Annotated in this window: 28 protein-coding genes; all 28 read left to right on the top strand. The window is 41.8% G+C overall.

What is annotated here, in order from left to right:
- The first annotated feature begins 59 nt into the window (after positions 1 to 59).
- The 28 genes from rpsS (at position 60) to leuS (ending at position 17,208) form a co-directional block, all read left to right on the top strand.
- Positions 60 to 341 carry a 30S ribosomal protein S19 gene (gene rpsS, locus K1I53_RS05285; protein ID WP_000533766.1) on the top strand — a complete coding sequence of 94 codons (282 nt, stop codon included), beginning with the start codon at positions 60 to 62 and terminating at the stop codon, positions 339 to 341.
- Positions 342 to 352: 11 nt separating this feature from the next.
- Positions 353 to 697: a 50S ribosomal protein L22 gene (rplV, locus tag K1I53_RS05280; RefSeq protein WP_000818137.1), complete on the top strand. Its 345-nt coding sequence runs from the start codon at positions 353 to 355 to the stop codon at positions 695 to 697.
- Positions 698 to 709: 12 nt separating this feature from the next.
- Positions 710 to 1,363, top strand: coding sequence for a 30S ribosomal protein S3 (gene rpsC / locus K1I53_RS05275; RefSeq protein WP_000529936.1), 654 nt, complete (start codon positions 710 to 712; stop codon positions 1,361 to 1,363).
- A gap of 3 nt (positions 1,364 to 1,366) precedes the next feature.
- Entirely contained in the window at positions 1,367 to 1,780 is a 414-nt protein-coding gene (rplP, locus tag K1I53_RS05270; RefSeq protein WP_000960948.1) for a 50S ribosomal protein L16, read from the top strand.
- Positions 1,781 to 1,789: 9 nt separating this feature from the next.
- Positions 1,790 to 1,996: a 50S ribosomal protein L29 gene (gene rpmC / locus K1I53_RS05265; protein ID WP_000772918.1), complete on the top strand. Its 207-nt coding sequence runs from the start codon at positions 1,790 to 1,792 to the stop codon at positions 1,994 to 1,996.
- Positions 1,997 to 2,020: 24 nt separating this feature from the next.
- The gene (gene rpsQ, locus K1I53_RS05260) at positions 2,021 to 2,281 is read left to right on the top strand and encodes a 30S ribosomal protein S17 (RefSeq protein ID WP_000440801.1); all 261 of its coding nucleotides are present in this window, start codon (positions 2,021 to 2,023) and stop codon (positions 2,279 to 2,281) included.
- A gap of 25 nt (positions 2,282 to 2,306) precedes the next feature.
- Complete coding sequence (rplN, locus tag K1I53_RS05255) at positions 2,307 to 2,675, top strand: 50S ribosomal protein L14 (RefSeq protein ID WP_000616548.1); 369 nt, start codon at positions 2,307 to 2,309, stop codon at positions 2,673 to 2,675.
- Positions 2,676 to 2,854: 179 nt separating this feature from the next.
- Positions 2,855 to 3,160 (top strand): 50S ribosomal protein L24, encoded by a 306-nt coding sequence (gene rplX, locus K1I53_RS05250; protein WP_000497691.1) that lies wholly within the window; start codon positions 2,855 to 2,857, stop codon positions 3,158 to 3,160.
- A gap of 23 nt (positions 3,161 to 3,183) precedes the next feature.
- Complete coding sequence (rplE, locus tag K1I53_RS05245) at positions 3,184 to 3,726, top strand: 50S ribosomal protein L5 (RefSeq protein WP_000013542.1); 543 nt, start codon at positions 3,184 to 3,186, stop codon at positions 3,724 to 3,726.
- A gap of 17 nt (positions 3,727 to 3,743) precedes the next feature.
- Positions 3,744 to 3,929 carry a type Z 30S ribosomal protein S14 gene (locus tag K1I53_RS05240; protein WP_001085697.1) on the top strand — a complete coding sequence of 62 codons (186 nt, stop codon included), beginning with the start codon at positions 3,744 to 3,746 and terminating at the stop codon, positions 3,927 to 3,929.
- 213 nt (positions 3,930 to 4,142) lie between these two features.
- Positions 4,143 to 4,541 (top strand): 30S ribosomal protein S8, encoded by a 399-nt coding sequence (gene rpsH / locus K1I53_RS05235; RefSeq protein WP_000245504.1) that lies wholly within the window; start codon positions 4,143 to 4,145, stop codon positions 4,539 to 4,541.
- A 188-nt stretch (positions 4,542 to 4,729) separates the two neighbouring features.
- The gene (gene rplF / locus K1I53_RS05230) at positions 4,730 to 5,266 is read left to right on the top strand and encodes a 50S ribosomal protein L6 (RefSeq protein ID WP_061453122.1); all 537 of its coding nucleotides are present in this window, start codon (positions 4,730 to 4,732) and stop codon (positions 5,264 to 5,266) included.
- Between the two features lie 83 nt (positions 5,267 to 5,349).
- Complete coding sequence (gene rplR / locus K1I53_RS05225) at positions 5,350 to 5,706, top strand: 50S ribosomal protein L18 (protein ID WP_000624044.1); 357 nt, start codon at positions 5,350 to 5,352, stop codon at positions 5,704 to 5,706.
- 17 nt (positions 5,707 to 5,723) lie between these two features.
- Entirely contained in the window at positions 5,724 to 6,218 is a 495-nt protein-coding gene (rpsE, locus tag K1I53_RS05220; RefSeq protein ID WP_000874204.1) for a 30S ribosomal protein S5, read from the top strand.
- A 13-nt stretch (positions 6,219 to 6,231) separates the two neighbouring features.
- Positions 6,232 to 6,414, top strand: coding sequence for a 50S ribosomal protein L30 (gene rpmD / locus K1I53_RS05215; RefSeq protein ID WP_000057241.1), 183 nt, complete (start codon positions 6,232 to 6,234; stop codon positions 6,412 to 6,414).
- A gap of 145 nt (positions 6,415 to 6,559) precedes the next feature.
- On the top strand, positions 6,560 to 7,000 hold the full coding sequence (gene rplO, locus K1I53_RS05210; RefSeq protein WP_000766092.1) for a 50S ribosomal protein L15: 441 nt from the start codon (positions 6,560 to 6,562) through the stop codon (positions 6,998 to 7,000).
- Positions 7,001 to 7,011: 11 nt separating this feature from the next.
- A complete protein-coding gene (gene secY, locus K1I53_RS05205) occupies positions 7,012 to 8,322 on the top strand; it encodes a preprotein translocase subunit SecY (RefSeq protein WP_000465380.1) in 1,311 nt (436 codons plus the stop codon).
- A 146-nt stretch (positions 8,323 to 8,468) separates the two neighbouring features.
- A complete protein-coding gene (locus K1I53_RS05200; RefSeq protein WP_084948350.1) occupies positions 8,469 to 9,107 on the top strand; it encodes an adenylate kinase in 639 nt (212 codons plus the stop codon).
- A gap of 116 nt (positions 9,108 to 9,223) precedes the next feature.
- Positions 9,224 to 9,442 (top strand): translation initiation factor IF-1, encoded by a 219-nt coding sequence (gene infA / locus K1I53_RS05195; protein ID WP_001029883.1) that lies wholly within the window; start codon positions 9,224 to 9,226, stop codon positions 9,440 to 9,442.
- Positions 9,443 to 9,466: 24 nt separating this feature from the next.
- Complete coding sequence (gene rpmJ / locus K1I53_RS05190; RefSeq protein WP_001808836.1) at positions 9,467 to 9,583, top strand: 50S ribosomal protein L36; 117 nt, start codon at positions 9,467 to 9,469, stop codon at positions 9,581 to 9,583.
- Positions 9,584 to 9,600: 17 nt separating this feature from the next.
- Positions 9,601 to 9,966, top strand: a complete 366-nt coding sequence (gene rpsM, locus K1I53_RS05185; RefSeq protein ID WP_000090781.1) for a 30S ribosomal protein S13 — start codon at positions 9,601 to 9,603, stop codon at positions 9,964 to 9,966.
- A gap of 17 nt (positions 9,967 to 9,983) precedes the next feature.
- Positions 9,984 to 10,367: a 30S ribosomal protein S11 gene (gene rpsK, locus K1I53_RS05180; RefSeq protein ID WP_001118385.1), complete on the top strand. Its 384-nt coding sequence runs from the start codon at positions 9,984 to 9,986 to the stop codon at positions 10,365 to 10,367.
- A gap of 42 nt (positions 10,368 to 10,409) precedes the next feature.
- Positions 10,410 to 11,345 (top strand): DNA-directed RNA polymerase subunit alpha, encoded by a 936-nt coding sequence (locus K1I53_RS05175; RefSeq protein ID WP_000568993.1) that lies wholly within the window; start codon positions 10,410 to 10,412, stop codon positions 11,343 to 11,345.
- Positions 11,346 to 11,356: 11 nt separating this feature from the next.
- The gene (rplQ, locus tag K1I53_RS05170; protein WP_000331493.1) at positions 11,357 to 11,743 is read left to right on the top strand and encodes a 50S ribosomal protein L17; all 387 of its coding nucleotides are present in this window, start codon (positions 11,357 to 11,359) and stop codon (positions 11,741 to 11,743) included.
- Positions 11,744 to 12,006: 263 nt separating this feature from the next.
- Complete coding sequence (locus K1I53_RS05165) at positions 12,007 to 12,273, top strand: ACT domain-containing protein (protein WP_000644108.1); 267 nt, start codon at positions 12,007 to 12,009, stop codon at positions 12,271 to 12,273.
- Positions 12,274 to 12,282: 9 nt separating this feature from the next.
- Positions 12,283 to 13,620, top strand: coding sequence for a PFL family protein (locus tag K1I53_RS05160; RefSeq protein WP_084945732.1), 1,338 nt, complete (start codon positions 12,283 to 12,285; stop codon positions 13,618 to 13,620).
- A 236-nt stretch (positions 13,621 to 13,856) separates the two neighbouring features.
- Positions 13,857 to 14,549 (top strand): histidine phosphatase family protein, encoded by a 693-nt coding sequence (locus K1I53_RS05155; RefSeq protein ID WP_131199947.1) that lies wholly within the window; start codon positions 13,857 to 13,859, stop codon positions 14,547 to 14,549.
- A gap of 157 nt (positions 14,550 to 14,706) precedes the next feature.
- Positions 14,707 to 17,208: a leucine--tRNA ligase gene (leuS, locus tag K1I53_RS05150; protein ID WP_223328643.1), complete on the top strand. Its 2,502-nt coding sequence runs from the start codon at positions 14,707 to 14,709 to the stop codon at positions 17,206 to 17,208.
- Positions 17,209 to 17,235 lie beyond the last annotated feature (27 nt).

The raw sequence follows: 17,235 nt of genomic DNA, 5'->3' as shown, positions 1-17,235 counted from the left end.
TAGCGCTCCATGTGAGCGCAAGCCGCTGTGGTACAACATTTAAAGGAGAAAATATAAAAATGGGACGCAGTCTTAAAAAAGGACCTTTCGTCGATGAGCATTTGATGAAAAAAGTTGAAGCTCAAGCTAACGACGAAAAGAAAAAAGTTATCAAAACTTGGTCACGTCGTTCAACGATCTTCCCAAGTTTCATTGGTTACACTATCGCAGTTTATGACGGACGTAAACACGTACCTGTTTACATCCAAGAAGACATGGTAGGTCACAAACTTGGTGAATTTGCACCAACTCGTACTTACAAAGGTCACGCTGCAGACGACAAGAAAACACGTAGAAAATAAGGAGAACATAAATGGCAGAAATTACTTCAGCTAAAGCAATGGCTCGTACAGTACGTGTTTCACCTCGTAAATCACGTCTTGTTCTTGACAACATCCGTGGTAAAAGCGTAGCCGATGCTATTGCAATCTTGACATTCACACCAAACAAAGCCGCTGAAATCATCTTGAAAGTTTTGAATTCAGCTGTAGCTAACGCTGAAAACAACTTTGGTTTGGACAAAGCTAACTTGGTAGTATCTGAAGCATTCGCAAACGAAGGACCAACTATGAAACGTTTCCGTCCACGTGCGAAAGGTTCAGCTTCACCAATCAACAAACGTACAGCTCACATCACTGTAGCTGTTGCAGAAAAATAAGGAGGTAAAATCGTGGGTCAAAAAGTACATCCAATTGGTATGCGTGTCGGCATCATCCGTGATTGGGATGCCAAATGGTATGCTGAAAAAGAATACGCGGATTACCTTCATGAAGATCTTGCAATCCGTAAATTCGTTCAAAAAGAACTTGCTGACGCAGCAGTTTCAACTATCGAAATCGAACGCGCAGTAAACAAAGTTAACGTTTCACTTCACACTGCTAAACCAGGTATGGTTATCGGTAAAGGTGGTGCTAACGTTGATGCACTCCGTGCAAAACTTAACAAATTGACTGGAAAACAAGTACACATCAACATCATCGAAATCAAACAACCTGATTTGGATGCTCATCTTGTAGGTGAAGGAATTGCTCGTCAATTGGAGCAACGTGTTGCTTTCCGTCGTGCACAAAAACAAGCAATCCAACGTGCAATGCGTGCTGGAGCTAAAGGAATCAAAACTCAAGTATCAGGTCGTTTGAACGGTGCAGATATCGCCCGTGCTGAAGGATACTCTGAAGGAACTGTTCCACTTCACACACTTCGTGCAGATATCGATTACGCTTGGGAAGAAGCAGATACTACATACGGTAAACTTGGTGTTAAAGTATGGATCTACCGTGGTGAAGTTCTTCCAGCTCGTAAAAACACTAAAGGAGGTAAATAACCAATGTTAGTACCTAAACGTGTTAAACACCGTCGTGAATTCCGTGGAAAAATGCGCGGTGAAGCAAAAGGTGGAAAAGAAGTAGCTTTCGGTGAATACGGTCTTCAAGCTACAACTAGCCACTGGATCACTAACCGCCAAATCGAAGCTGCTCGTATCGCCATGACTCGTTACATGAAACGTGGTGGTAAAGTTTGGATTAAAATCTTCCCACACAAATCATACACTGCTAAAGCTATCGGTGTGCGTATGGGATCTGGTAAAGGGGCACCTGAAGGTTGGGTAGCACCAGTTAAACGTGGTAAAGTGATGTTTGAAGTTGCTGGTGTATCTGAAGAGATCGCTCGCGAAGCGCTTCGTCTTGCTAGCCACAAATTGCCAGTTAAATGTAAATTCGTAAAACGTGAAGCAGAATAAGGAGAAGGCATGAAACTTAATGAAGTAAAAGAATTTGTTAAAGAACTTCGTGGTCTTTCTCAAGAAGAACTCGCGAAGCGCGAAAACGAATTGAAAAAAGAATTGTTTGAACTTCGTTTCCAAGCTGCTACTGGCCAATTGGAACAAACAGCTCGCTTGAAAGAAGTTAAAAAACAAATCGCTCGTATCAAAACAGTGCAATCTGAAGCGAAATAATAGACTAGGGAAGGAGAAATTTCAATGGAACGCAATAATCGTAAAGTTCTTGTTGGACGTGTTGTATCTGACAAAATGGACAAGACAATCACAGTTGTAGTTGAAACAAAACGTAACCACCCAGTCTATGGTAAACGTATTAACTACTCTAAAAAATACAAAGCACATGATGAAAACAATGTTGCCAAAGAAGGCGATATCGTACGTATCATGGAAACTCGTCCGCTTTCAGCTACAAAACGTTTCCGTCTTGTAGAAGTTGTTGAAGAAGCGGTCATCATCTAATCAAACCTGAAAGGAGAAAACTGAAATGATTCAAACAGAAACTCGTTTGAAAGTCGCAGACAACAGCGGTGCGCGCGAAATCTTGACTATCAAAGTTCTTGGTGGTTCTAAACGTAAATTTGCGAACATCGGTGATGTCATTGTGGCATCTGTAAAACAAGCTACTCCTGGTGGTGCGGTTAAAAAAGGTGACGTTGTAAAAGCTGTTATCGTTCGTACTAAATCAGGTGCTCGTCGTGCTGATGGTTCATACATCAAATTTGACGAAAATGCAGCAGTTATAATCCGTGAAGACAAAACTCCTCGCGGAACACGTATCTTTGGCCCAGTTGCACGTGAATTGCGTGAAGGTGGCTTCATGAAGATCGTGTCACTTGCTCCAGAAGTACTTTAATTGATTGCTCAAAGAAAATTGAAACAAGTCTAGGAAGTGAAACGAAAGCATAACTTGAGTTAGGTGAGTTGAAACTGACGAAGAATTGCTTTGATTTTCGCAGAGTAAAAACAAACTAGTCCCCTGGATTTACCTCCAGGGTGCCCTTATGGGCGTAAGAAAAATCAAGGAGAAATCTAATGTTTGTAAAAAAAGGCGACAAAGTTCGCGTAATCGCTGGTAAAGATAAGGGAACAGAAGCTGTTGTCCTTACTGCCCTTCCAAAAGTAAACAAAGTTATCGTTGAAGGTGTTAACATCGTTAAGAAACACCAACGTCCAACTAACGAACTTCCTCAAGGTGGTATCATCGAGAAAGAAGCAGCTATTCACGTATCAAACGTTCAAGTATTGGACAAGAACGGTGTAGCTGGTCGTGTTGGTTACAAATTTGTAGACGGTAAAAAAGTTCGCTACAACAAAAAATCAGGCGAAGTGCTTGATTAATCACGAAGGAAAGGAGAAGTATAATGGCAAATCGTTTAAAAGAAAAATATCTTAATGAAGTAGTTCCTGCTTTGACAGAACAATTCAACTACTCATCAGTGATGGCTGTGCCTAAAGTAGATAAGATCGTTTTGAACATGGGTGTTGGTGAAGCTGTATCAAACGCTAAAAGTCTTGAAAAAGCTGCTGAAGAATTGGCACTTATCTCAGGTCAAAAACCACTTATCACTAAAGCTAAAAAATCAATCGCCGGCTTCCGTCTTCGTGAAGGTGTAGCGATCGGTGCAAAAGTTACCCTTCGTGGTGAACGTATGTACGAATTCTTGGACAAATTGGTTTCAGTTTCACTTCCACGTGTACGTGACTTCCACGGTGTTCCAACAAAATCATTTGATGGACGCGGAAACTACACACTTGGTGTGAAAGAACAATTGATCTTCCCAGAAATCAACTTTGATGACGTTGACAAAACTCGCGGTCTTGACATCGTTATCGTAACAACCGCTAACACTGACGAAGAGTCACGTGCATTGCTTACAGGCCTTGGAATGCCTTTTGCAAAATAATATAGGAGGTAAATCTAATGGCTAAAAAATCAATGATTGCTAAGAACAAACGTCCAGCGAAGTTCTCTACTCAAGCTTATACTCGTTGTGAAAAATGTGGTCGTCCACATTCAGTTTACCGCAAATTTAAACTTTGCCGTGTTTGCTTCCGTGAATTAGCTTACAAAGGACAAATTCCTGGTGTAACAAAAGCATCTTGGTAATATCATGATACAAAGAGCGTAACAACCACAGCAAAAATAGGAGATTTGATGTAGGAGCGATGCTCCAAAACAAATCTATCTTTTTTGCCTAGGTTGTAGCTCGTGTTCAAATAAGAGTTATCTCATTTGAATGTGTCAATACTATCTGAGCACAGCTCAATCATTAACTAGCAAGTGCGGCTTGCAAACTACTAGTAAGAGGAGAAAAATAAAATGGTTATGACTGACCCAATCGCAGACTTCCTAACTCGTATTCGTAACGCTAACCAAGCTAAACACGAAGTACTTGAAGTACCTGCATCAAACATCAAAAAAGGGATTGCTGAAATCCTTAAACGCGAAGGTTTTGTTAAGAACGTAGAAATCATCGAAGATGACAAACAAGGCATCATCCGTGTATTCCTTAAATATGGACCAAACGGTGAAAAAGTTATCACTAACTTGAAACGTGTTTCTAAACCAGGACTTCGTGTCTACAAAAAACGTGAAGATCTTCCAAAAGTTCTTAACGGACTTGGAATTGCTATCCTTTCAACTTCTGAAGGTTTGCTTACTGATAAAGAAGCGCGCCAAAAGAATGTTGGTGGTGAGGTTATCGCTTACGTTTGGTAATATTTAGCTCCCAATTTCTTTGTGACTCTTCGTTATCGTCTCTTGCCTAACCCAAAGTTATGCCTGCGAGACGATGCCTAGATTCACTTTGAAATTGAAACCTAAATGTTCCTTTAAATCGAGAAATCGATTTAAGCCCCGTGAAAACTGGCCATCATGGCCTGACAATCTAACAGGAGAAAATAAACATGTCACGTATTGGTAATAAAGTTATCGTGTTGCCTGCTGGTGTTGAACTCACTAACAATGACAACGTAGTAACTGTAAAAGGACCTAAAGGAGAACTTACTCGTGAGTTCTCAAAAGATATTGAAATTCGTGTGGAAGGTACTGAAGTAACACTTCACCGTCCAAACGATTCAAAAGAAATGAAAACAATCCACGGAACTACTCGTGCCCTTTTGAACAACATGGTTGTTGGTGTATCAGAAGGATTCAAGAAAGAACTTGAAATGCGTGGGGTTGGTTACCGTGCACAACTTCAAGGAAAAAAACTTGTTTTGGCTGTAGGTAAATCTCATCCAGACGAAGTTGAAGCTCCAGAAGGAATTACTTTTGAACTTCCAAACCCAACAACAATCGTTGTTAGCGGAATTTCAAAAGAAGTAGTTGGTCAAACAGCTGCTTACGTACGTAGCCTTCGCTCACCAGAACCATATAAAGGTAAAGGTATCCGTTACGTTGGCGAATACGTTCGTCTTAAAGAAGGTAAAACAGGTAAATAATGTTGAGTGGTTGATCTTCAACCACCAACCTATTTTCCAACTTTGTGCATAGCACACGATTTAAAACTAAAGAGGTGAAAACTGTGATTTCTAAACCAGATAAAAACAAACTCCGCCAAAAACGCCATCGTCGCGTTCGCGGAAAACTCTCTGGAACTGCTGATCGCCCACGTTTGAACGTATTCCGTTCTAATACAGGCATCTACGCTCAAGTGATTGATGACGTAGCGGGTGTAACGCTCGCAAGTGCTTCAACTCTTGACAAAGAAGTTTCAAAAGGAACTAAAACTGAACAAGCCGTTGCTGTCGGTAAACTCGTTGCAGAACGTGCAAACGCTAAAGGTATTTCAGAAGTGGTGTTCGACCGCGGTGGATATCTATATCACGGACGTGTGAAAGCTTTGGCTGATGCAGCTCGTGAAAACGGATTGAAATTCTAATAGGAGGACACTAGAAAATGGCATTTAAAGACAATGCAGTTGAATTAGAAGAACGCGTAGTTGCTGTCAACCGTGTTACAAAAGTTGTTAAAGGTGGACGTCGTCTTCGTTTCGCAGCTCTTGTTGTTGTTGGTGACCACAATGGTCGCGTAGGATTTGGTACTGGTAAAGCTCAAGAAGTTCCAGAAGCAATCCGTAAAGCAGTAGAAGATGCTAAGAAAAACTTGATTGAAGTTCCTATGGTTGGAACAACAATCCCACACGAAGTTCTTTCAGAATTTGGTGGAGCTAAAGTATTGTTGAAACCTGCTGTAGAAGGTTCTGGAGTTGCCGCTGGTGGTGCAGTTCGTGCCGTTGTGGAATTGGCAGGTGTGGCAGATATTACATCTAAATCACTTGGTTCTAACACTCCAATCAACATTGTTCGTGCAACTGTTGAAGGTTTGAAACAATTGAAACGCGCTGAAGAAGTTGCTGCCCTTCGTGGTATTTCAGTTTCTGATTTGGCATAAGAAAGGGGATAAAATGGCTCAAATTAAAATTACTTTGACTAAGTCTCCAATCGGACGCATTCCATCACAACGTAAAACTGTTGTAGCACTTGGACTTGGCAAATTGAACAGCTCTGTTATCAAAGAAGACAACGCTGCTATCCGTGGTATGATCACAGCAGTATCTCACTTGGTAACAGTTGAAGAAGTAAACTAATGAATTTTTAGGGGATGTGGCAATACTCATCCCCTAAAACTAGATATAGTCATCTAAGATGACGAATGTATAGGCGAGTTGATAAGGGAGACAACCTTTTCTCTCTTATCGGCGCTAGCATTTTACAAAAGAGGAGAAAATATAAATGAAACTTCATGAATTGAAACCTGCAGAAGGTTCTCGTAAAGTACGTAACCGTGTTGGTCGTGGTACTTCATCAGGTAACGGTAAAACATCTGGTCGCGGTCAAAAAGGTCAAAAAGCTCGTAGCGGTGGCGGAGTTCGCCTTGGTTTTGAAGGTGGACAAACTCCATTGTTCCGTCGTCTTCCAAAACGTGGATTCACTAACATCAACGCTAAAGAATATGCAATTGTAAATCTTGATCAATTGAACGTTTTTGAAGATGGTACTGAAGTTACTCCAGTTGTTCTTATCGAAGCAGGAATTGTAAAGGCTGAAAAATCAGGCGTTAAAATTCTTGGTAACGGTGAGCTGACTAAGAAGTTGACTGTGAAAGCAGCTAAATTCTCAAAAACAGCTGAAGAAGCTATCACTGCTAAAGGTGGTTCAGTAGAAGTCATCTAGAGAGGTGACCTATGTTTTTTAAATTATTAAAAGAGGCCCTCAAGGTTAAGAAAGTACGATCAAAAATTCTCTTTACGATTTTTATCATACTTGTCTTCCGTATCGGGACTAGTATTACTGTACCAGGTGTGAATGCAAAAAGTCTGGAAGCTTTGAGTGGATTATCCTTCTTAAACATGCTTAGTTTAGTTTCAGGGAATGCCATGAAGAACTTCTCGGTTTTTGCACTCGGTGTGAGTCCGTATATCACAGCTTCCATCGTTGTTCAATTGCTACAAATGGATATTGTTCCAAAGTTTGTAGAGTGGGGCAAGCAGGGGGAAGTAGGACGGAGAAAGATAAACCAAGCGACTCGTTATATTGCGCTTGTACTTGCGTTTGTGCAATCAATCGGAATCACTGCTGGTTTTAATACTCTATCTGGTGCAAAATTATTAACGACAGATCTAACCCCTCAAGTCTTTGTTACGATTGGTATTATCCTGACTGCAGGTACTATGATTGTTACTTGGCTAGGGGAGCAAATCACTGATAAGGGATATGGTAACGGGGTGTCTATGATTATCTTTGCAGGGATTGTGGCTTCAATTCCAGAGATGATTCATGGTATCTATGAGGACTATTTTGTCAATATTCCAAGTGATCGGTTGACGTCATCTATTATATTTGTCGTTATTCTCATTATCGCTGTCTTGTTGATTGTTTACTTTACAACATATGTACAACAGGCAGAATATAAAATTCCGATCCAATATACAAAAGTTGCTCAAGGTGCTCCATCCAGTTCTTACCTTCCTTTGAAGGTCAATCCTGCTGGTGTTATCCCAGTTATCTTTGCAAGTTCCATTACAGCAGCACCTGCGGCTATTCTTCAGTTTGTCAGCGCTACAGGTCATGATTGGGCTTGGGTACGTACAGCACAGGAAATGTTATCTACAACATCTCCAACAGGTGTTGCCATGTATGCACTGCTGATTATTCTCTTTACATTCTTCTATACATTTGTACAGATCAATCCAGAGAAAGCAGCAGAAAACTTGCAAAAGAGCGGAGCCTATATCCATGGTGTCCGTCCAGGTAAAGGAACGGAAGAGTTTATGTCAAAACTTCTTCGTCGCCTTGCAACCGTTGGTTCCCTGTTCCTTGGTGTGATTTCAATCTTGCCGATTGTAGCAAAAGATGTCTTTGGGCTCTCAGAAGCGGTTGCTTTTGGGGGAACTAGTCTTTTGATCATTATTTCGACAGGTATCGAAGGAATCAAACAGCTAGAAGGTTACCTATTGAAACGTAAGTATGTTGGTTTCATGGACAAAACAGAATAAAAGCAAGACTACTTTTGCTTAGAGAGTGGAGTATGAAGGTCTACCTATAAGAGAGACTTTCGTCTCCCCTCTTCTATTTTGTTTTTAAATAGGAGTTGAAACTAGCTTTTTGCTTCTATTTAAATACAAAATAAGGAGATCAGATCATGAATCTTTTGATTATGGGTTTACCTGGAGCAGGTAAGGGAACGCAAGCAGCTAAAATTGTGGAACAATTCCACGTGGCACACATTTCAACTGGAGATATGTTCCGTGCTGCTATGGCAAATCAAACTGAAATGGGTCTACTTGCAAAGTCATACATTGACAAAGGTGAGTTGGTTCCAGATGAAGTTACAAATGGTATTGTTAAAGAACGCCTTTCACAGGATGATATCAAAGAAACAGGTTTCTTGTTAGATGGTTACCCACGTACGCTTGAACAAGCTTATGCTTTGGACAAAACGTTGGCGGAACTTGGTATCGAACTTGAAGGTGTGATTAACATCGAAGTGAATCCAGATTGTCTCTTGGAACGTTTGAGTGGTCGTATTATCCACCGCGAAACAGGCGAAACCTTCCATAAAGTTTTCAACCCACCAGTTGACTACAAAGAAGAAGATTACTATCAACGTGAAGATGACAAACCTGAGACTGTTAAACGTCGTTTGGATGTGAATATCGCACAAGGTGAACCAATCATTGCTCACTACCGTGCCAAAGGTTTGGTCCACGATATCGAAGGAAATCAAGATATCAATGATGTGTTCAAAGACATCGAAAAAGTATTGACAAATTTGAAATAAAGCGTTTTTCACACTTGCAAAAAATCGCTACAAATGTTATACTGAGATAGTCTGACTTATAATTGTTGTCTCTATGTTTAGAGGCATCAAATCGAAATTTATGGAGGTGCTTTTGCGTGGCAAAAGACGATGTGATTGAAGTTGAAGGCAAAGTAGTCGATACAATGCCTAACGCAATGTTTACGGTTGAACTTGAAAATGGACATCAGATTTTAGCAACAGTTTCTGGTAAAATTCGTAAAAACTATATTCGTATTTTAGCGGGAGATCGTGTTACTGTCGAGATGAGTCCATATGACTTGACACGTGGACGTATCACTTACCGCTTTAAATAATCGAAAAACTTGGAGGGATAAGAAATGAAAGTAAGACCATCGGTCAAACCAATTTGCGAATACTGTAAAGTAATTCGTCGTAATGGTCGTGTTATGGTAATTTGCCCAGCAAATCCAAAACACAAACAACGTCAAGGATAAGATAGAAAGGAGAAAACATGGCTCGTATTGCTGGAGTTGACATTCCAAATGACAAACGCGTAGTAATCTCATTGACTTACGTTTATGGTATCGGACTTGCAACATCTAAGAAAATTTTGGCTGCTGCTGGAATCTCAGAAGATGTTCGTGTACGTGACCTTACATCAGATCAAGAAGATGCTATCCGTCGTGAAGTGGATGCAATCAAAGTTGAAGGTGACCTTCGTCGTGAAGTAAACTTGAACATCAAACGTTTGATGGAAATCGGTTCTTACCGTGGTATTCGTCACCGTCGTGGACTTCCTGTCCGTGGACAAAACACTAAAAACAACGCTCGCACTCGTAAAGGTAAAGCTGTTGCGATTGCTGGTAAGAAAAAATAATATAGGAGGTAAAAGTCTTGGCTAAACCAACACGTAAACGTCGTGTGAAAAAGAATATCGAATCTGGTATTGCTCATATTCACGCTACATTTAATAACACTATTGTTATGATTACTGATGTGCATGGTAATGCAATTGCTTGGTCATCAGCTGGTGCTCTTGGTTTCAAAGGTTCTCGTAAATCTACACCATTCGCTGCTCAAATGGCTTCAGAAGCTGCTGCTAAATCTGCACAAGAACACGGTCTTAAATCAGTTGAAGTTACTGTAAAAGGTCCAGGTTCTGGTCGTGAGTCAGCTATTCGTGCGCTTGCTGCCGCTGGTCTTGAAGTAACAGCAATTCGTGATGTGACTCCAGTGCCACACAATGGTGCTCGTCCTCCAAAACGTCGCCGTGTATAATCATTGCATTACACTGCTTTTCGTTTAAGAGGGAGTAACTAAATGATCGAGTTTGAAAAACCAAATATAACAAAAATTGATGAAAATAAAGATTATGGCAAGTTTGTAATCGAACCGCTTGAACGTGGCTACGGTACAACTCTTGGTAACTCTCTTCGTCGTGTACTACTAGCTTCTCTACCAGGAGCAGCAGTGACATCTATCAACATTGAAGGTGTCTTGCATGAGTTCGACACAGTTCCAGGTGTTCGTGAAGACGTGATGCAAATCATTCTGAACATTAAAGGGATTGCAGTGAAATCATACGTTGAAGACGAAAAAATCATTGAGCTTGACGTTGAAGGTCCTGCTGAAATTACAGCTGGAGACATTTTGACTGACAGTGATATTGAGATTGTAAATCCAGATCATTATCTCTTTACAATCGGTGAAGGTTCTTCTCTAAAAGCGACAATGACTGTTAACAGTGGTCGTGGATATGTACCTGCTGATGAAAACAAAAAAGATAATGCACCAGTTGGAACACTTGCTGTAGATTCTATTTATACACCAGTTACAAAAGTCAACTATCAAGTAGAGCCTGCTCGTGTAGGTAGCAACGATGGTTTTGACAAATTAACCCTTGAAATCTTGACTAATGGAACAATTATTCCAGAAGATGCTTTAGGGCTTTCAGCACGAATCTTGACAGAACATCTTGATTTGTTTACAAATCTTACTGAGATTGCTAAGTCAACTGAAGTGATGAAAGAAGCTGATACTGAATCTGACGATCGTATTTTGGATCGTACGATTGAGGAACTGGACTTGTCTGTGCGTTCATACAACTGTTTGAAACGTGCCGGTATCAACACTGTGCATGATTTGACAGAAAAATCTGAAGCAGAGATGATGAAAGTACGAAATCTTGGACGCAAGAGTTTGGAAGAAGTGAAACTCAAACTCATTGACTTGGGTCTTGGATTAAAAGATAAATAAAGGAGGAATACATGGCTTACCGTAAACTAGGACGCACTAGCTCACAACGTAAAGCAATGCTTCGCGATTTGACAACTGACCTTTTGATCAACGAATCAATCGTGACAACTGAAGCTCGTGCTAAAGAAATCCGTAAAACTGTTGAAAAAATGATTACTCTAGGTAAACGTGGTGATTTGCATGCACGTCGTCAAGCAGCTGCTTTCGTACGTAATGAAATCGCATCTGAAAACTATGATGAAGCAACTGATAAGTACACTTCTACTACAGCACTTCAAAAATTGTTCTCAGAAATCGCACCTCGTTATGCTGAACGTAACGGTGGATACACTCGTATCCTTAAAACTGAACCACGTCGTGGTGATGCAGCGCCAATGGCGATCATCGAATTAGTATAAAATCATCAATTTTGTTGAGTGTTATGATGATGGAGTCTTGTGCTCTTAGTCTAGCTCTGGTCTACCGCTGGGACTTCGGTCCTAGCGGGAACACTCATCATCATTTGATAGGGTAGACGCTTGTTTACGAAATTGTTTTTTGTTTAAGAACAACTTCGTAAGCAGGCGTTTTTTAGTATTTTCTATGGAAATGTGCTATACTAGGAAAAAAGAAAATCAAAAACGTTCAGGTTTTCTAAAAATCGTAGAAATGGGGTATAAGGATGAAGGCTATTATTACAGTGGTTGGCAAGGACAAGGCTGGTATTGTTGCAGGCGTGTCTACTAAGATTGCAGAGTTGGGTTTGAATATTGACGATATTTCTCAGACTGTGTTGGATGAATACTTTACCATGATGGCGGTCGTATCAAGTGATGAAAAACAAGATTTTACCTCTCTCAGAAATGAGTTTGAAACTTTCGGTCAGACCTTGAATGTTAAAATCAATATTCAAAGTGCGGCGATTTTTGACGCTATGTATAATATCTAGGAGGTGGCTATGGATATTAGACAAGTTACAGAAACCATTGCCATGATCGAGGAGCAGAACTTCGATATCAGAACCATCACCATGGGGATTTCCCTTTTGGACTGTATTGATCCAGATATTGAACGTGCTGCTGAAAAGATTTACCAAAAAATCACCACTAAAGCTGCAAATCTAGTGGCTGTGGGAGATGAAATTGCTGCAGAACTTGGAATTCCTATTGTTAATAAACGGGTATCGGTGACTCCGATTTCTTTGATTGGTGCTGCGACTGATGCGACGGACTATGTCGTTTTGGCAAAGGCACTTGATAAGGCAGCTAAGGAGATTGGTGTTGACTTTATTGGTGGATTTTCTGCCTTGGTACAAAAGGGTTATCAAAAAGGAGATGAGATTCTCATCAATTCTATCCCCCGCGCTCTAGCTGAGACGGACAAGGTTTGTTCGTCCGTCAATATCGGCTCAACCAAGTCAGGCATCAACATGACTGCGGTTGCAGATATGGGACGCATCATCAAGGAAACAGCTACGCTATCAGATATGGGTGCGGCCAAGTTGGTTGTATTTGCTAATGCTGTTGAGGATAATCCTTTTATGGCGGGAGCCTTCCACGGTGTCGGTGAAGCAGATGTTATCATCAATGTCGGTGTTTCTGGCCCGGGAGTTGTCAAGCGTGCCTTGGAAAAAGTTCGTGGACAGAGCTTTGATGTAGTGGCTGAAACAGTCAAGAAAACAGCCTTTAAGATTACTCGTATCGGTCAATTAGTTGGTCAGATGGCTAGCGAGAGACTTGGTGTTGACTTTGGAATTGTCGACCTAAGTTTGGCACCTACTCCTGCGGTTGGTGATTCTGTGGCACGTGTCCTTGAGGAAATGGGTCTAGAAACAGTTGGTACGCATGGAACGACGGCTGCCCTCGCTCTTTTGAATGACCAAGTTAAGAAGGGCGGAGTGATGGCTTGTAACCAGGTCGGTGGCTTGTCAGGTGCTTTTATTCCCGTTTCTGAAGATGAGGGTATGATTGCTGCGGTACAAAATGGCTCTCTGAATTTAGAGAAACTAGAAGCCATGACGGCTATCTGTTCTGTTGGGCTGGATATGATTGCCATTCCAGAAGATACGCCTGCTGAAACCATTGCGGCTATGATTGCGGATGAGGCGGCAATTGGTGTTATTAACATGAAAACAACGGCCGTCCGTATCATTCCAAAGGGCAAAGAAGGCGATATGATTGAGTTTGGTGGCTTGCTAGGAACAGCTCCAGTTATGAAAGTCAATGGAGCTTCGTCTGTCGATTTCATCTCTCGCGGTGGGCAAATCCCAGCTCCAATCCATAGTTTTAAAAATTAATAAAAAAGAGAGAGGATTTAAGTTGAGTTTAAGGATGACTGTGTATACTATAATCATTAAATAAAGATCTCCTAACTTTATTTAATTAGAATCCTAAACTTTTTCATAATAATCTCCTAGGAAAGCTACCGTTAGGGTAGCTTTTCTTGTGGGAAAATTACGAGAGCGGACTTTACTGTTGAAAGCCGAATATTTCTTTGTTCCATGATATAATAGAAGAAAATGGAGGATAGAAAATGTCTAAAGTAAGATTGTACTTGATCCGTCATGGTAAAACGATGTTTAACACGATTGGACGTGCTCAAGGATGGAGTGATACGCCTCTAACCGCAGAAGGTGAGTTGGGAATCCATGAACTGGGAATTGGCTTGAGAGAGTCTGGTTTGCAGTTTGACCGCGCTTATTCCAGTGATTCAGGGCGCACCATTCAAACTATGGGAATTATCCTAGAAGAACTTGGCTTGCAGGGGAAAATCCCTTACCGCATGGACAAGCGAATCCGTGAGTGGTGTTTTGGTAGTTTTGATGGGGCCTATGATGGGGATCTCTTTATGGGGTTGATTCCGAGAATTTTCAATGTAGACCATGTTCATCAGTTGTCCTATGCAGAGCTAGCAGAAGGTCTAGTTGAGGTTGATACTGCAGGCTGGGCAGAAGGTTGGGAAAAACTCAGTGGTCGAATCAAGGAAGGTTTTGAAACGATTGCCAAAGAAATGGAAGAACAAGGTGGGGGAAATGCCCTCGTTGTCAGCCATGGAATGACGATTGGAACCATTGTTTATCTGATCAATGGTATGCATCCGCATGGTCTTGATAATGGTAGCGTGACCATTCTTGAATACGAGAACGGTCAGTTTACGGTCCAAGTCGTTGGCGACCGTAGCTATCGGGAGCTGGGACGTGAGAAGATGGAAGAAAATAAGCATTGATAGAAGATAGCTCCTCAGAGGAGCTAATTTTTTATTCAGCTAAGTAAGAGTGCTTTTAGAGCCACTCTTTCTTGATAAAGGGGAAAAGATTCTTTCTCGTCTTTCAAATTCCCCCAAAAATGGTATAATAGTAACATCATAAAATTGGAGAAATAGCATGAGTTTTTACAATCATAAAGAAATTGAGCCTAAGTGGCAGGGCTACTGGGCTCAACATCATACATTTAAGACAGGAACAGATGCCTCAAAACCGAAGTTCTATGCTCTCGACATGTTCCCATATCCTTCAGGAGCTGGATTGCACGTAGGACACCCAGAAGGTTATACAGCAACGGATATTCTCAGCCGTTACAAACGTGCACAAGGCTACAATGTCCTTCATCCAATGGGTTGGGATGCCTTTGGTTTGCCTGCAGAGCAATACGCTATGGATACGGGGAATGACCCAGCAGAATTTACAGCGGAAAACATTGCCAACTTCAAACGTCAAATCAATGCGCTTGGATTCTCTTACGACTGGGATCGTGAAGTCAACACAACAGATCCAAACTACTACAAGTGGACTCAGTGGATCTTCACCAAGCTTTATGAAAAAGGATTGGCCTATGAAGCCGAAGTACCAGTAAACTGGGTGGAAGAATTGGGAACAGCTATCGCCAACGAAGAAGTCCTTCCTGACGGAACTTCTGAACGTGGGGGCTATCCCGTTGTCCGCAAACCAATGCGCCAATGGATGCTTAAAATCACGGCCTATGCAGAGCGCTTGCTTAATGACTTGGATGAGTTGGATTGGCCAGAATCTATCAAGGATATGCAACGCAACTGGATTGGCAAATCAATTGGTGCCAATGTAACTTTCAAAGTGAAAGGGACTGACAAGGAATTCACCGTCTTTACAACTCGTCCTGATACTCTTTTCGGTGCGACCTTCACAGTCTTGGCTCCTGAGCATGACTTGGTTGACGCCATCACAAGTCCAGAGCAAGCTGATGTAGTTGCAGACTACAAACACCAAGCTAGTCTCAAGTCTGACTTGGCTCGTACCGACCTTGCCAAGGAAAAAACTGGTGTTTGGACGGGTGCTTATGCCATCAATCCTGTCAATGGCAAGGAAATCCCAATCTGGATTGCAGACTATGTTCTTGCTAGTTATGGAACAGGTGCTGTCATGGCCGTGCCTGCCCATGACCAACGTGACTGGGAATTTGCCAAACAATTTGGTCTTCCAATCGTAGAAGTACTTGAAGGTGGAAATGTAGCAGAAGCTGCCTATACTGAAGATGGTCTTCATGTCAATTCAGACTTCCTAGATGGCCTTAACAAAGAAGACGCTATTGCTAAGATTGTGGCTTGGTTGGAAGAGAAAGGTTGCGGTCAAGAGAAGGTTACCTACCGTCTCCGCGACTGGCTCTTTAGCCGTCAACGTTACTGGGGTGAGCCAATCCCAATCATTCATTGGGAAGATGGGACTTCAACAGCTGTTCCAGAAAGTGAATTACCACTTGTTTTGCCAGTAACCAAGGATATCCGCCCTTCAGGTACAGGTGAAAGCCCATTGGCTAACTTGACAGATTGGCTGGAAGTGACTCGTAAAGATGGCGTCAAAGGTCGTCGTGAGACCAATACTATGCCACAATGGGCAGGTTCAAGCTGGTACTATCTCCGCTATATCGACCCACACAACACAGAAAAATTGGCTGACGAGGACCTCCTCAAACAATGGTTGCCAGTAGACATCTATGTGGGTGGTGCGGAGCATGCTGTTCTTCACTTGCTTTATGCTCGTTTCTGGCACAAATTCCTCTATGACATCGGTGTCATTCCGACTAAGGAACCATTCCAAAAACTTTTCAACCAAGGAATGATTTTGGGAACCAGCTACCGTGACCACCGTGGAGCTCTTGTGGCGACTGACAAGGTTGAAAAACGTGACGGTTCCTTCTTCCATGTGGAAACAGGAGAAGAGTTGGAGCAAGCACCAGCTAAGATGTCTAAATCCCTCAAGAACGTTGTCAACCCAGACGACGTGGTGGAACAATACGGTGCCGATACCCTGCGTGTCTACGAAATGTTCATGGGACCACTTGACGCTTCGATTGCTTGGTCTGAAGAAGGTTTGGAAGGAAGCCGTAAATTCCTTGACCGTGTTTACCGTTTGATTACAAGTAAAGAAATCGTTGCGGAAAACAATGGCGCTCTCGACAAGGTTTACAATGAAACGGTCAAATCTGTCACTGAGCAAATCGAGTCTATGAAATTCAACACAGCCATTGCCCAACTCATGGTCTTTGTCAATGCTGCTAACAAGGAAGATAAGCTTTATGTAGACTACGCTAAAGGCTTTATCCAATTGATTGCCCCATTTGCACCTCACTTGGCAGAAGAACTCTGGCAAACTGTTGCAGCAACAGGTGAGTCCATCTCTTACGTGGCTTGGCCAACTTGGGACGAAAGTAAATTGGTTGAAGACGAAATCGAAATCGTCGTCCAAATCAAAGGTAAAGTTCGTGCCAAACTCATGGTCGCTAAAGATCTATCACGCGAAGAATTGCAGGAAATTGCTCTCGCTGACGAAAAAGTCAAAGCAGAAATTGACGGTAAGGAAATCGTGAAGGTGATTAGTGTCCCTAATAAACTCGTTAATATCGTTGTGAAATAAGATAGGAATCCTTCAGAGTAGAATCTG

Source organism: Streptococcus oralis (genome assembly GCF_019929365.1).
GTDB lineage: Bacteria > Bacillota > Bacilli > Lactobacillales > Streptococcaceae > Streptococcus > Streptococcus oralis_BT.
Note: the sequence above shows the minus strand (reverse complement) of the source record. Positions and strands in the feature narration are given on the sequence as shown.